Genomic DNA, 14,310 nt, shown 5'->3' on the forward strand with positions numbered 1-14,310 from the left:
AGGGACCTGCGGATTAACAGTCCGTCGCTCTACCGACTGAGCTATCAGGGAATGAGCCGTTATTATGTTTTTTTATGATGATTTTGTCAAGGTATTTTTCTTTGTTGTTGGGTAATAATTTGAAAATAGGTTTAATTTTTTTCTTTTGGGTTGTTTGAAATGGGTGTGTTTGGGTGGATTGTGTGGCGCAGATGTGCTAAATTCAGGGCGATAATCACGCCCAGCATATCGGCAATGCCGTCCCAAATGTCGCCTTGTCGTGTTTGCGTGAAAAGGTGTTGAGCCATTTCGCTGCTTAATGCGTAGATGAAACCCAATAAGAATAAGACAAAATAAGGTGGTTTTTGGTTTTCTGTGAGCCAGATTTTGGCAGCAAGCCATGTTTGACAGAGGAACAGTAGGCTATGTGCGACTTTATCAAAATGGGGAAAGGGTGGGGCGGTACGGTGTGGTGGTGTTTCGCGGAAAATCAGGGTGTAAATGCCTGCGATGAGCCAGATGAGTGTGGCAAGCAGCCATTTGTTTTTGGGGAAGGTCATCGGTTTTCCTGTAAGTATTGTTCGCAGAGTTGGGCAAGTTGGGTAAATTTACCACCGCGTTGATGCAAAATGGTTTGCCATTGTGCGATTTCTTCGTGGCTGGGTGCTTGGTCTAAACTGCATTCTTCCAGTAGAAAGATGAGGGTTTCACGTACATCGGTATGGGATTCGGTTTGTATGGTTTGAGTTAATTTGTGGGACATGACTGCTTGAAAATTGGGGTTTTGTGGATTTGGGGAATAATTTTCAGGCAGCCTGTGTTTGGGAAAAGGGCTGCCTGAAATGGTGTATCGTCAATATTCGCGTATGATGGCATTTTGTTGCAATTGTCCGATAAAGCTGTTTTGGGCTTTTTGTCGTTCTGCATTGAGTAGACTGCGGCGTATGGCTTCACGTTGGGTTTTGTTGGGGTCGGTTTCGGTGCGGCTGTCTAGCAGTTGTATCATTTGCCATGTGGTACCTGATGCAATAGGGGGCAGGATTTGCCCTTTTTGGATTTGAGGCAAGAAGTTTTCTGCGGTTGCGGGCAACATGCCTTCGGAAATGTTGTCGTGAATGCCGTCATGAGTGGCGGCTTGTGGCTCTTGTGAATAGCGACGCACCAGTATTTCAAATGCTGTACCTTGTTGAACGGCTTGTAGAATTTGATTCATACGTGAACCTGTGGCGGGCATATTTTGTTTGTTGCCTGCGTTGAGAATCAAACGGCGTATGGTGTAAACGGTGTAGGGCTGTGCTTGGGGTAGTGGTGTGCCGTTTCTTTGGGCTGTGGCATAAAATTCATTGATTTGGGCATCGCTGATGCGGATATCATCTGTTAAGTCGGTCAGTAGGTATTCAATTAATAGGTCTTTGGCGACTTCTGTGCGGAAGGTATCGCGGGTGTAACCATTGGCTTTGGCGGTTTGATAGAGTTGTTCAACGTTGGTTTTGGCATCTTGGGCGCGACGTGTGAGTTCGGCATCAATTTGGTTGGGCATGATTTTCATGCCCATTTGACGAGCGGCATCAGTTAATAGGGCGCGTTCCATGAGTTTGTTTTTGGCGGCTTGTGCCAATTGTGCCTCTGGAATACCTTGATTGGTGGGACGACTTTTCAGTTCTTTGATGTTGCGTTGAATGTCGCCATAGGTAATCAGGGTGGAATTGACTTCGGCTGCAACGCTGTTAATGGGTTTGATTTCGGCGGCTGCCTGAAAGCTGATGCTTAAAAGTAGGGCACTTGTTAAGATACGGTGTTTCATTTGTGGAATACCTCGTTGGTTTTGGTGTAACCAGGAATACCCAGTTTCAGTTGTTCATAGGGGTTGTTGCCGATGCTGCTTAAATCTTTGAGTTGTAGGGTTAGGAAAAAGGCGTTTTTGTATCCATTTAAATCTTTGGCATAGCGTTGTGCGACAAAGCTGGCACTCCAACAGCCACAGGGATTGCGGTATTCTAAACCTGCGGTTTGTTCTAATGTACGGCGTGGCGAGATACTGTAATTGAGTCTGCCTACGGCGTATAGATTGGATTTAATGGGCCATTGTGCTGCCAAATCAATGTGTTGGAGTTTGCTGTAAAAGTTGCTGTAAATTTCTTCGTTGCGACCGTATTTGTAGCGCAGGGATACGACTTTGCCTGCTTGTGGATTGTAACGTATGCCTGCATCAAAACGTTGTGTGGCTTTGCTGTTTTCGCTCCAATGCCAACGTAAATCGGTGTACCAGTTTGGGTGCAGCCAGCCATTTGCAAATGCGGTTAAATCGCTGCGGTTGCGTGTTTGTTTACTGATGTTGCCGCTCAATAAGACGTTGTCGTGGTTGAGGTAAAATTTTTGTCCTATGCCTGCTCGGAAGCGTTCTTGCCCTGTGTTGGGGTTTAAATAGCGTGTTTGTAAACCGATTGACAAGCTGTTGCTGGCATTGATGCGGTCGCTGCCTGAATAAATATTTTCGCGGAACAGTTGTTCGTAGTTGAAATCGTTTTCCGAGCTGTCAAAATTGGGTAGGTGGTTTTGGGCTTTTTGTGGAATGTAATTATAAAATAATTTGGGTTCCAGTGTTTGTAGGTAAGGTTTGCCAAATAAGGTGGTTTGGCGTTCAAAGTTTAAACCGCTTTCAATATTGGCGATGGGTAAAACACGCGAAAAGCGATGTGAGGGGCTGCCTGAAAAGGCGTTGAGCCAGTATTGTGTGGCGTGTATGCCGATTTTGGGTTTTAAGTAAGCCCAGTTGTTTTGGTAATGCCATTGTAAACTGGGATAGATAAAGACACGACTGCCAGCTTGTTTGCTATCGTGGTCAAAATGGGTAAATTGTGCGTTGATGGCGAAATGGCTGCTGTTGCCAAAGTCTTTGTGCCATTGCGCTGTAAGGCGTGGCAACATGGCGTAGGGTTTGTTTTTGTTGCCTTGTGCATCGCTTAATGTTTGGTATTTTTGTAACATGAATTCGGCGTGTAAAGGTTGTCCGTACATGTTATTTTGATAAGTCAGCCACAATTTTCGATTGAGATTGATGTTGGTGGCAATTTCGTTTCGTCCGTAAAAATCGCGGTAGTAGTCGTCATCGGACACTTGGTTGTAGTCAATGCCACCTTGCCATTTATTATTGAATTGGTGTTGGTGTTGCAGATTGATTTCGGTGCGATGATTGAAACGGCTGCGTTTGTCTTGGGGCATGTACATGGTGTTAAGGCTGCCTGAAAAGCTGGGTTGTAGATAACGTATTTCGCTACCAATACGTACGCCGCGTGCGGAAATGATGCTGGGTGTTATGGTGGCATCATAGTTGGGGGCAAGGTTCAGATAGTAGGGTAAATCCATTTGTGTGCCGTCTGAACCGATTTTGAGTGTAGGAACAAGAAAACCGCTTTTGCGATTGCCATTGATGGGAAAATCTGCCCAAGGTGTGTACAGAATGGGTATGCCACTGAATACCAATTTGGCATGGCGTGCTACACCTATGCCTGTTTCGCGGTCGGCATGCAATGAGGCTGCCTGAATGTACCATGATTTGTCGCCTGCGTTGCAGGTATTAAATGCCACATCGTGCATGGTCATTTGATTTTGGTTTTGCATTTCTAAATGGCTGCTGATGCCTTGTAGGCGGCGTGTACCATCATTGATTTCAAACTCGGTATTGTGTGCGCTGCCTGTGCCATTGTTCAGTTGGTAATTCAAGTTTTCGCCGCGTATGGTTTGATTTTCACTGCGGCTTAAAGTAAAGACATCGCCTGCGCGTATTGTGTCGTTGGTTTGGGTGTAGTTAATCCAATTGGCATTGAGGGTCTCATTGTTGCGCTCAACTATCACATTGCCTTCGGCATGGTGCTGGGTTTGTGTTTGACCTGCTACACGGTCTGCGGTAATGCGCGTCGCATTTGCATGCAGCTTGTCGCCTCCGCTGCTTTGTGCTGTAGGTAGGTTTTGATTGTTTTCAGGCAGCGCATGGCATAAAGCACCTTGTTGTGTCCAAGTGTTTGTGGTGGCAAACAGGCTGCCTGAAAAGGAGAGACACAATATCAAGACCAATGGTTTGGGAGTGGAAAAATGAGACAAAATCACACCTTGCGCGTTGAAATCATGAAAAACGCCACATTTTAACTGAAAAATACAGGCACGACATCATGATGTCAGTAATTATAGTCGTATAATTGAAAAAACAGTACGGTTTTGCCCACGCCTTCGGTATAGTAAATTCAATTTAAACCAGTACAGCGTTACCAGCTCCTTTATGTACTCGGTGTATACGGTTCTCGTTGTCGCTTTGTATTGCATTTTTACTTTTACGATTATATTTGTTGTATTAGGGGTTATTGACAATTCGTTTTGCGGTTGTTTTTGTGCTCAATTGCCCCATTTAGTGTTGAAAATACGTACAAATGGCGCGCATTGGCTTGTATTTTGGCTTCGTAAATCTGCTATGCTACTTGCCTTGAAGTGAATCCATTTATCTGAAAAATCAAATTCGTGCCCGAATTGTCAATTGCCCCTAGGTTTAGGTTGCCTGAAAATCCTGATGTTGGGGTTTAGGCAGCCTTGTATGAAGAATGGGATTGGTGTTGATGTTGTTCCTGTGGAAAATAGCCTTGATTGGTGGCTAAACTGTGAACAAAGTGTTGCCAACTGTGTCGTTCTTGCAATAGTGAGTGGCTGTATTGCCATGATTGTTGCAGTAGTGGTGTGTTGTGCAGCACATTTTGGATTTGATTGATGTGCGCATCTATATCATCATTATGGGGTAGTAGCATATTGGGGTGTATCAATTCGTGGACACCACCAACATCTGATGCGATAACGGGTAAGCCGCTGGCAATGGCTTCTAATAATACATTGGGCATGCCATCATAGGCGGATGTGTACAGAAAAGCCGCATATTTTTGTTGGACAAGTAAGCTTGCAAAATTATCGTAAACACCGAAATACGTTACATTGGGTAAAGCTTGAAGTTGTGTCAACAGGTCTTCACAGTTGCTTTCGCAAGCGCCATAAACATGAAATGTTTGTTCAGGCAGCCTTTGGGCAATGACGTACAGTAATTCAGGGTGTTTTTGTGTGGAAAAGCGACTTGCCCATAATACTGGGGCGTTGGTTTGGCTTTGGCAAATCTTGGCTTGGGGTAGTAGGCAGGGAAAGTACAAGGCTTGAAATAAGTCAGGGGGTAAATGCCAACGTTGGATTATTTCATTGGGATACCATTGCGTATCGCAAAATACGCGAGAAAGATGCATGTGGCAATGGGGAAGGTAGTCATCGGCATAACCCAGAAACAAACCGTTGCGTGGTGTGCCACAAAAAACGCTGCAAAACAGTTTTTTATTGGCAGAAAGCAAAATTGCGGCTTTGTAGCGGAAGACTTGCCAGCATAAGTCGGAATTATTGACATTGTGTATGGTGGTGGCGGTGCTTTGACGCAGCAGTTCAGTTAAAACTGCAACACGTAAATAGTCGCGCCGTAAAACATTGTGCCATTTGCACAAGTCCAAATGTTGAACGGTTTCAGGCAGCCTGTTTAGCCAAGGTGAATCGGTTGGGTCTGTGGTAATCAATAAAACGCGATTGCCTTGCTCGTGTTGTGCTTGAATGTGGTGCAAGACACCTAAATCCCCTCCACCGCGTTTTAAAAAGGGGGCAACAATGATGACATCGTAAGCCAAATCATGTTTTAAAGTTTGCATGATTTCGCGGTAAACAGATTGGTAGAGTGTGTGATTCCACCACCAATCGCGCCGTTCAATGATTTGTCCAATGTACAGTAATTTTTGTTGGTATGGGCTTTCAGGTAGCTTGTTTATCCAAGGTGCAAATAGGGCTTTCCATAAAGCGCGTATGAGATTTTTGATGGGTTGTTGTATGATGAAATACATCGCTGGCCACTTTCGTGGCATGAAATCAAAGCAGTTTAATACAATTTGGTTGATGTTTACAGGCGTGATTGGTTTAAAAATATAAACAGACATTGTACTACTATAGTGCAATGTCTGTTTGTGTTGGTAAAGGCTTATGCTGTCTTGCGATAGTGCAGGAATTTAACCAGCAATAACACAATGATTAAACCTGCTGGAATGGTTAAAGCCAAAGCCACATCGGCAAATTTCCAACCTGCGTTTAACATCCATGCACCTGCAAATGCGGAAATGAATGCACCTGTGCGACCGATGCCGTGCATCCAGCTGTTGCCCGTTGCGCGTGCAGGCAGGGGAAAGAAGTTGGTAGACAGGGCATTCATGGCTGTACCGCCACCATTGAAACCTGCACCGATGATGAAGGCAACAATACACATTAATACATATTCGCCACCAATGTTGCTCATGATGACCAAGAATACTGCACCAATAGCGTAGGCAGTTTGAATCACGCGATGTTGTTCAAAACGATCCATAAACCAACCCAAAGTTACCGAACCAAGTGGACCACCCAGTTGGAACATGGCGGAAATAATGGCGGCTTGTGAGGTGGTCATGCCCGATTCTTTAATCATGGTTGGCATCCAGCTGCCCAATAAGTAAACCAAGAATAAGTGCATGAAATAGCTAATCCAAAGCATGAAGCTGCCCAAGCGGTAGTGGTTGTTCAGGGCGATTTTGATTGGGTTTTCTGTACTGATTGAACCTGTGGCTTCGGCGGGGACAACAAATATCGAATCAGTTTGTGTGCTGCCTGGTGCGCAGCGCTCTACGATTTGGCGAATTTGTGTTTGGTTGCCGCGTTTGTGTACCATATAAGTTAACGATTCAGGCATGGCGGCAATCATTATACCTGCGGTGATAATTGGCAAAATGCCACCTAAATAGAACACGCTTTGCCAACCAAATGTAGGTACCATCCATGCAGCCAAGAAGCCGCCACCTGCTGCACCAACTGTAAAACCTGCGAATACGATGGTAACAAGCAAAGAGGCACGGCGTGCAGGTGAGTATTCTTTAACCAAAGTAGCAACCATTGGCATGATGCCACCCATGGCAAAACCTGCGATAAAACGGTAAACGATGAACTCGGTTTTGCTGCCTGCCAATGCCACCAATAAGGTGAATAAGCCGAAAATGAAAACGCTGGCAATCAAAACTTTGCGACGACCAAACTTGTCGCCCAATGGACCTGCGGTTAAGGCACCAAAAGTTAAACCTGCCAAAGCGGCGGATAAGACGGGAGCCAAATCGCTGTTGCTCCATTGCCATGCTTCTTTTAAAGCAGGACCGACAAAGCCCATGATGACCACGTCAAAGCCGTCCATTACAACGATTAAGAAGCAGAGAAAAACGATGAATTTTTGGTACGCGCTCACTTCACGGTTATCCAGCAACTCGCGCACGTTAATGGTTTTGTTATCCGACATGATGTGTCTGTCCCATATTGATGTGGTTTAAAAATATGCTGCCTGAAAAGGCGGGTATGTGTTTTCAGGCAGTCTGAAAATTGAAAAATCAATAACGAATATTTGCTAAACGGCGCAGATTATCTGCTGTGGTAGTAGGAATGTCAAAATACTCTAAGTAAACAGGGATTTGTTCAAACAGCATGTCTACGCCCACTTGGGTTTGGCAACCTTTAGCTTGGCAGGCTTGTAAGAACGCGGTGGGCTCAGATTGCAATACCACATCGCCTACAAATGTGTCGGCAGTGATTCTGTCCATGTCCACAGGCATGGCATCGCCTGCTTTCATGCCCAATGGTGTGGCATTAACCAATAAATCAAAGCCTTGTGGGTCTTTATTGCCGTATTCCAAAACCAATTCAGGATAATGTTCTTGCAAACGTCCACCCAATTTGCGTGAAGATTCTTCGTTTAAGTCAAACAATGCCAAACGTGCGATACCCGCTGCTGCCAAACTTGCCGCAATCGCTGAACCGACTCCACCACTACCTACTACCAAAGCCGATTTACCTTTGGGTTCAAAACCTTTGTTTTTGATGCCGCGTACAAAACCTTCGCCATCAAATAAATCACCTTCCATTTTGCCATCTGCGCCTAAACGTACAGCATTGACTGCCCCTGCAATTTGTGCTGTTTTGCTAATGCGTTCCAAACCCAATAAAGTGGCTGTAGTAACTTTATGTGGCATGGTAATCAATGCGCCTTTGATGTTGGTCAGCGAGAACACGGCCTTGAGAAAATCGGGATAATCTTCAGCTTTGCTCCCCATAGGCACAACCAAACAGTTGATACCTGTGTCGGCAAAGTAAGGGTTGTAAATCATCGGCGAAGTGAAGCTGTAAGTAGGGTAGCCGATGTGGGCAATGATTTCGGTGCGACCGTTGATTAACATAATGTGATTCCTCGTGATGTGTGTTGGATTAAGTTAGCTTGTGGCAATATTGCGTTAAAAAAGATAAAAGGCATAGTGTTATTTGATGCTAACAGTTATGACGATTTTATATATCTTGATAAGCAGGGTATATTTGGGGCTACCTGAAAAATGGGGCGAGCATTCTGTGAAACACAAATTTGCTTGCCCCGTATTTTTAGCTGGAAATCATCAGAATAGGTTCTGACCAAAATACAGCATGATAATGGCAGCCAAAGCCAGAATCACGCCTGCAAAATTGAACTTGCTGATTTTTTCTTTGAATGCAATTGCACCAATCAAAGTACCCAGCACAATCACACCCATATTCATGCCTGCAAATACCAGAGTGGGGCTGTCTTTAAAGGCTTGATGTGCTTTGATGTAAAACAAAATATTCATAAAATTCATGCAGCCAAGCAAGATACCTACCAGTAAATTTTGTTTCTGCCAAGCTGTTTTTTTCCAGAATAAATAGGTAAACATCAATACACCCGACAACATAAAAACCACCAACAGGCTGCCTGAAAAAGCGGTACCTTGTTTGGATAATTGTTTGAATAAAATATCAATTACACCGTAGCCAAACCATACAGCAAGCAACCATTTCGCGGCACCGTGTTCACCAGTAGTGGTGGCATGGTTTTGTGGTTTATATAACACAGCAATTAAAGCCAAAATCGCCAAGATTAAACCGACCAAGCGATGTGGTAATACTGTTTCACCAAAAAGTGTGAATGCAGCTAATACAGGTAGAAATAAAGACAGACGTTGTGCGGCATCTGATTTCACAATACCTGCCGTTGTAACAGCGCATCCCATAGCAATGAAAATGCTTGGCAGCAAAATCCCTAAACTACCAAATAGTACAATTTGGCTGCCTGAAAAATGTAGGCTGCTGGTTTGTGGTTGTAGAACAAGTACAGTTAATGCTGTGGCAATCACATAATTCATCGCCACCATTTGTTCAATGGATAAGCCGCGTTGTCGTGCCATTTTCAATAACACCGCCACCGACACGCTTGCTAAAATACTCAAAATCAAAAAGTGCATTTTAAAACTCCATATTCAAAAACGAAAAACGTGAACAACGCAATGTGGTTCAACGGCTTGACTGCCAATCAGTCAAGCGGTGGCGTTTATAAGCAAAAAAGAACAAAAAAGCAAATGAAAAAGCTGCCTGAAAGTTTCAGGCAGCTTAAAAATGCTGTGATGACAATTAAACAGAACGTTTGAACATATTGCCATATTTTTGGTTGAATTTATCTACGCGACCAGCAGTATCCACGATTTTTTGTTTGCCAGTATAAAATGGGTGGCATTCAGAGCAAACTTCAATATTAAAGTTGTCTTTTGCCATAACAGATTGGGTTTTGAAGTTGTTGCCACAAGAGCAAGTAACATTAACTTCATGGTAATTTGGGTGAATGTCTTGTTTCATGATTTTTCCTTAAATAAAGCGGGTACAGGGGATTTACCTGTACTTCAAAAGTACAAGCTATCTATTATCCTGTTTTTTGTGGTTTTGTCAAGGAAAAATGGTGGTGGAAAACATTATAAATACCAATTTGGGTGCTTATACAAAGATAATTGATACTTGAATTGTCATATTAAATCGCCAAAATTTAATCATAAAGTGGTTTTATACTTGCGATAAAGTCATGGGTCTAATACAATTATCCGTTTTTGTTATCGCTGCCCGAACGCCCCAAACAGCAAGTTATTGTCAATAAAAGGTATTTTAAATTTTGATTTAAAATGAAATTGACATGGCTGCTGTCCAAAGCAATCAAATCAGCCTCATTTTCACCTTCTAACGAACCCGCGTCGTCGGTACACGTTTTATTGCGGAGTATTGCTCATGACCACCAATCAACCTTATTTACAAATCAAGGGCTTGGTTAAAAAATACGGTGATAATCTTGCTGTCAAATACATTGACTTGGATATTCACAAACACGAAATTTTTGCGCTGCTGGGCAGTTCAGGCAGCGGTAAATCCACGCTACTGCGTATGTTAGCAGGCATGGAAAAACCCACCGAAGGTCAGATTTTATTGGACGGTCAAGATATTACGCATCTTGCCCCTTACGACCGTCCTATTAACATGATGTTTCAAAGCTACGCATTGTTTCCGCACATGACAGTGGCGGAAAATATCGCTTTCGGTTTGAAACAAGACAAACTCCCTAAAGATGAAATTGATGCGCGCGTAGAAGAAATGCTGCGCTTGGTGCAAATGCCGCAATTTGCTAAACGCAAACCGCATCAGCTTTCAGGTGGTCAGCAGCAACGCGTGGCTTTGGCACGAAGCTTGGCAAAACGTCCTAAATTATTGCTGTTGGACGAACCACTTGGCGCATTGGACAAAAAATTGCGCCAACAAACCCAATTTGAATTGGTCAATACATTGGAAAAAGTGGGTGTAACCTGCATCATGGTAACGCATGACCAAGAAGAAGCCATGACCATGGCAAGTCGTGTAGCGATTATGTCGCATGGCGAATTGCAACAAGTTGGCACGCCCGCTGATGTGTATGACTACCCCAATAGCAAATTTGTGGCGGAATTTATTGGTGAAACCAATATTTTTGAAGGCAAACTCGTTCACAAAGACGATGCCCACGCGCTGATTGATTGCCCTGAATTGCCTGCCAAAGTCTATACCGACCAAAAATTTGAAGCCCAAGATGGACAAACCATTTGGGTCTCAATTCGCCCAGAAGACATTGATTTGCATAAAGAAAAACCAGCTCATCGCGATACGCATAACTGGGCAAAAGGCAAAGTGAAAGAAATCGCTTATTTGGGTAGTTTTGCGGTTTATCATGTGGAAATGGAGAACGGCTGTATCATCAAAAGCCAAGTACCTGCACCTTATTGGTATGTCCGCAATATTGAACCACCAACTTGGGGCGATGAAGTGTATTTGGATTGGCCTGAAAACCAACCTACACCTTTAACGCGCTGATGGAGGCTGCCTGAAAATGTCTGATATTAATCCCAAACGCAGACTGCGTCCTGGTGGACGCTTTGTCATTGCTGTACCTTATGTTTGGCTTTTGCTACTGTTTTTGGTGCCATTTTTCATTGTGCTGAAAATAAGCTTTGCTGAACAGGAATTGACGATTCCACCGTTTACGCCCTTATTCAAAGAGGACGGTTCTTTGCATTTGGTCATGCAAAACTACAAAGACATTTTTACCGATTTGGGTTCATCTTTGGCTGCATTACTCAACCCATTTGATGACGGCAAACAGGGTGAAAATGTTTATTTGCTAACTTATTGGCTGTCGCTTAAAACCGCATTGATGACCACTTTAATTTGTTTATTGATTGGTTATCCTATGGCATACGCGATTGCGCGTGCCAATCCAAGTATTCGTAATGGTTTGTTATTGGCGGTTATGTTGCCATTTTGGACATCATTCCTATTGCGTGTGTACGCATGGATGGGGCTTTTAGGACAAAATGGCATTATCAATAATTTCTTATTGGACTGGGGCATCATTAAAGAGCCTTTGGACTTGTTTTATAACACATTTTCATTGAATTTAGTAATGGTATATGCCTATTTGCCATTTATGATTCTGCCCCTTTACACCCAGTTGGTTAAATTGGATAACCGATTATTGGAAGCCGCAGCTGATTTGGGTGCACACCCAATTAAAGCTTTCTTAACCATTACCTTACCCTTGTCCAAAACAGGCATTATTGCAGGGAGTATGTTGGTATTTATTCCAGCAGTAGGAGAATATGTGATTCCTGAACTGGTGGGTGGTCCTGATGACTTGATGATTGGTAAAACTTTGTGGATGACATTCTTTGATGCGAATAACTGGCCATTGGCTTCGGCTGTGGCGGTGGTTATGGTTCTGCTTTTAGTTGTACCTATGGCATTGTTCCAACGCTTTGAAGAAAGAGAACTGGAAGAAGGGAAAAAATCATGAATCAAAGTAAAGCATCATGGTTTCTTCGCATTATGCTGTTGTTGGGTTTAGCGTTTCTTTACATTCCGCTTGTGATTTTGGTGATTTATTCTTTCAATGATTCCAAATTGGTAACGGTATGGGGTGGTTTTTCCACCAAATGGTATGGTCAATTGATGAACAACAGCCAAGTACTCAATGCCACATGGCTTTCTTTACGCATTGCTGCTGTTTCTTCATTGGCTGCGGTGGTGTTGGGTACAATGGCAGGCTATGCATTGGCTCGTATCAAACGTTTTCGCGGTAAAACCCTGTTTGCTGGTATGGTTTCTGCACCAATGGTTATGCCTGATGTGATTACTGGTTTATCCATGTTGTTACTGATTATTGAGGTGCAAACCTTGTTACAAAGTGTATTGGGTGAAGGTGCCAAATTTGACAGAGGTTTTTTTACCATTTTCTTGGGACACACAACCCTATGTATGGCGTACATTACTGTTGTGATTCGTTCACGTCTGATGGAGCTTGACCAATCTTTGGAAGAAGCCGCAATGGATTTGGGGGCACGACCCATGAAAATATTTTTTGTTATTACATTGCCTTTAATTGCTCCTGCTATTGCATCAGGATTTTTGTTGGGTGTGACCTTATCACTTGATGACTTGGTGATTGCTTCATTTTTATCGGGTCCAGGAGAAGTAACTTTGCCGCAACTGATTTTTGGTAAAGTACGGCGTGGACTTGACCCACAAATGAATGTTTTGGCAACCATCATGATAGCCATTATTGGCACTCTGGTTATTGCCATCAACTATTTCATGATGCGTCAGGCGACCAAACGTGAACGTGAAATGCAAGCGGTTTATCAAACGGAAGTGGTTAGAGCATCATAATTGAATATGTCCAAATTTTCAGGCAGCCTATTACTAGGCTGCCTGAAAAATTTTTTATCCGTCTGCACGTTCCAGCAACATCAACATCATGCACGAAAGTGTAACCAATTCGTTGTGTGCTGCATCGCCCAGTTTTTGTAAACTGAAACGGCGTTCCATAAAAGACGGCGTTTTTTTCAATTTATACTGAATATTGCCCGAAATGTCGCTAATCAAATAAGTGGGGTTCAGAAAATAACCCGTAAACATACCTAAAATTGGAATTTCACCCAACAAACCATCTGCTACAGCAACCCAAGGATTTTCTTCTTTAATATCAAACAATTTCACATTATTTGCGTCAAAAATTTCATAATGTGTTTTCCACAATGAACGCATACCTGCACGGCGCACATTGCCTAATTCTGCACCATTTTCTGCGTGAATGCGGTAGCAAGCATTGAAATCAATGATGCGGTCGGCATTGATTTGATACAGGCGTTGGCTACGACTGCTGTCGGTAAAAATTTCAATCGCTTCTTTGATTTTGAAGATTTTTTGGCGTGTGTAGGCGATTTCCTCACCTTGCGCGTTTAGGACGCTAAAATCGTTGGACGGCGTGAAAATTTTGAATTGGAAGTCCAAAGGAAAAGTTAAATTTCGCATGGTCAAAACCGTTTTGTGATTGTTAAGACAAATACAGTCGTAGAATTGTGGTTGCACATGGGGAAAGGGTAAAATGAATCCTGAGCATTTCAGGCTGCCTGAAACACGAAAGCAGCTGTTTTTCTTCAATCAGGTAGGAAAGATGATGTGTTGGGGTTTAGGTATGTGTTTCAAAATATTTGAATGAAATGAAAAAGCAGATATGGCATCTATCCTGATGTAGCATGACCTATTTTCAGGCAGCCTTGCATGGTTAATTCGTTTAAAAATAGGACAAATTGTTGCACCATTTTTCTAATCAAACAGGGATTGGTTGCAACAAGTTACACTCTACATTGTGTCCTATTCCTATTGGGTTCACGATATATTTGCCCTGATTTGGGGGCAAATATACAAGGCTGCCTGAAAAGTGATGCGATTATTTAATGATTTGATTCAACTCGCCATTGGTATAGCGCGTTGCCATTTTTTCCAGTGAAATTGGCTTGATTTTGTCCGCCATGCCCTCGCAACCAAACGCCAAATAACGGTCAATGC

Annotated in this window: 13 protein-coding genes and 1 pseudogene; 3 read left to right on the forward strand and 11 right to left on the reverse strand. The window is 43.2% G+C overall.

From position 1 onward, the window contains the following. Positions 1–131: 131 nt before the first annotated feature. The 9 genes from Q4B82_RS07720 to rpmE form a co-directional block, all read right to left on the reverse strand. On the reverse strand, positions 132–539 hold the full coding sequence (locus tag Q4B82_RS07720) for a VanZ family protein (protein ID WP_303065872.1): 408 nt from the start codon (positions 537–539) through the stop codon (positions 132–134). After that, on the reverse strand, positions 536–742 hold the full coding sequence (locus tag Q4B82_RS07725; protein WP_303065873.1) for a dioxygenase: 207 nt from the start codon (positions 740–742) through the stop codon (positions 536–538). Before Q4B82_RS07725 ends, Q4B82_RS07720 begins: the two co-directional genes overlap by 4 nt. A 90-nt stretch (positions 743–832) precedes the next feature. Continuing rightward, on the reverse strand, positions 833–1,783 hold the full coding sequence (locus Q4B82_RS07730) for a SurA N-terminal domain-containing protein (RefSeq protein WP_303065874.1): 951 nt from the start codon (positions 1,781–1,783) through the stop codon (positions 833–835). Beyond that, positions 1,780–4,086 (reverse strand): LPS-assembly protein LptD, encoded by a 2,307-nt coding sequence (locus Q4B82_RS07735; protein WP_368501350.1) that lies wholly within the window; start codon positions 4,084–4,086, stop codon positions 1,780–1,782. The genes Q4B82_RS07730 and Q4B82_RS07735 overlap by 4 nt, the downstream gene beginning before the upstream one ends. 464 nt (positions 4,087–4,550) lie before the next feature. Continuing rightward, a complete protein-coding gene (locus Q4B82_RS07740) occupies positions 4,551–5,888 on the reverse strand; it encodes a glycosyltransferase family 4 protein (protein ID WP_303065876.1) in 1,338 nt (445 codons plus the stop codon). Between the two features lie 134 nt (positions 5,889–6,022). Beyond that, positions 6,023–7,357, reverse strand: a complete 1,335-nt coding sequence (locus tag Q4B82_RS07745; RefSeq protein ID WP_303065877.1) for an aromatic acid/H+ symport family MFS transporter — start codon at positions 7,355–7,357, stop codon at positions 6,023–6,025. Between the two features lie 88 nt (positions 7,358–7,445). Beyond that, positions 7,446–8,288 (reverse strand): shikimate dehydrogenase, encoded by an 843-nt coding sequence (locus Q4B82_RS07750; protein WP_303065878.1) that lies wholly within the window; start codon positions 8,286–8,288, stop codon positions 7,446–7,448. A gap of 210 nt (positions 8,289–8,498) precedes the next feature. Then, positions 8,499–9,359 (reverse strand): EamA/RhaT family transporter, encoded by an 861-nt coding sequence (locus Q4B82_RS07755; protein WP_303065879.1) that lies wholly within the window; start codon positions 9,357–9,359, stop codon positions 8,499–8,501. Positions 9,360–9,525: 166 nt separating this feature from the next. After that, entirely contained in the window at positions 9,526–9,747 is a 222-nt protein-coding gene (gene rpmE / locus Q4B82_RS07760; RefSeq protein WP_303065880.1) for a 50S ribosomal protein L31, read from the reverse strand. 420 nt (positions 9,748–10,167) lie between these two features. On the opposite strand from rpmE, the gene Q4B82_RS07765 reads away from it, so the two are divergent. From Q4B82_RS07765 to Q4B82_RS07775, 3 genes are read left to right on the forward strand one after another with little or no spacing between them, the layout of a single operon-like run. Then, entirely contained in the window at positions 10,168–11,277 is a 1,110-nt protein-coding gene (locus tag Q4B82_RS07765; RefSeq protein ID WP_303065881.1) for an ABC transporter ATP-binding protein, read from the forward strand. A gap of 16 nt (positions 11,278–11,293) precedes the next feature. Further along, positions 11,294–12,256, forward strand: a complete 963-nt coding sequence (locus Q4B82_RS07770) for an ABC transporter permease subunit (RefSeq protein WP_303065882.1) — start codon at positions 11,294–11,296, stop codon at positions 12,254–12,256. Continuing rightward, positions 12,253–13,128: an ABC transporter permease subunit gene (locus tag Q4B82_RS07775; RefSeq protein ID WP_303065883.1), complete on the forward strand. Its 876-nt coding sequence runs from the start codon at positions 12,253–12,255 to the stop codon at positions 13,126–13,128. The genes Q4B82_RS07770 and Q4B82_RS07775 overlap by 4 nt, the downstream gene beginning before the upstream one ends. A gap of 54 nt (positions 13,129–13,182) precedes the next feature. On the opposite strand, the gene Q4B82_RS07780 is transcribed toward Q4B82_RS07775, so the two are convergent. Then, entirely contained in the window at positions 13,183–13,773 is a 591-nt protein-coding gene (locus tag Q4B82_RS07780) for a hypothetical protein (protein WP_303065884.1), read from the reverse strand. Positions 13,774–14,191: 418 nt separating this feature from the next. Then, positions 14,192–14,310: pseudogene (locus tag Q4B82_RS07785) on the reverse strand (fructose-1,6-bisphosphate aldolase); the annotation flags it as partial.

This window comes from Alysiella sp. (assembly GCF_030525755.1).
In the GTDB taxonomy this organism is placed as follows: Bacteria; Pseudomonadota; Gammaproteobacteria; order Burkholderiales; family Neisseriaceae; genus Simonsiella.

Bases quoted from the DNA above. Each gene is read 5' to 3' on its own strand.
- Q4B82_RS07725 (WP_303065873.1), bottom strand. From the start codon at position 742: ATGTCCCACAAATTAACTCAAACCATACAAACCGAATCCCATACCGAT.
- Q4B82_RS07775 (WP_303065883.1), top strand. From the start codon at position 12,253: ATGAATCAAAGTAAAGCATCATGGTTTCTTCGCATTATGCTGTTGTTG.
- Q4B82_RS07740 (WP_303065876.1), bottom strand. From the start codon at position 5,888: ATGTATTTCATCATACAACAACCCATCAAAAATCTCATACGCGCTTTA.
- Q4B82_RS07750 (WP_303065878.1), bottom strand. From the start codon at position 8,288: ATGTTAATCAACGGTCGCACCGAAATCATTGCCCACATCGGCTACCCT.
- Q4B82_RS07730 (WP_303065874.1), bottom strand. From the start codon at position 1,783: ATGAAACACCGTATCTTAACAAGTGCCCTACTTTTAAGCATCAGCTTT.
- Q4B82_RS07755 (WP_303065879.1), bottom strand. From the start codon at position 9,359: ATGCACTTTTTGATTTTGAGTATTTTAGCAAGCGTGTCGGTGGCGGTG.
- Q4B82_RS07770 (WP_303065882.1), top strand. From the start codon at position 11,294: ATGTCTGATATTAATCCCAAACGCAGACTGCGTCCTGGTGGACGCTTT.
- Q4B82_RS07720 (WP_303065872.1), bottom strand. From the start codon at position 539: ATGACCTTCCCCAAAAACAAATGGCTGCTTGCCACACTCATCTGGCTC.
- rpmE (WP_303065880.1), bottom strand. From the start codon at position 9,747: ATGAAACAAGACATTCACCCAAATTACCATGAAGTTAATGTTACTTGC.
- Q4B82_RS07780 (WP_303065884.1), bottom strand. From the start codon at position 13,773: ATGCGAAATTTAACTTTTCCTTTGGACTTCCAATTCAAAATTTTCACG.
- Q4B82_RS07745 (WP_303065877.1), bottom strand. From the start codon at position 7,357: ATGTCGGATAACAAAACCATTAACGTGCGCGAGTTGCTGGATAACCGT.
- Q4B82_RS07765 (WP_303065881.1), top strand. From the start codon at position 10,168: ATGACCACCAATCAACCTTATTTACAAATCAAGGGCTTGGTTAAAAAA.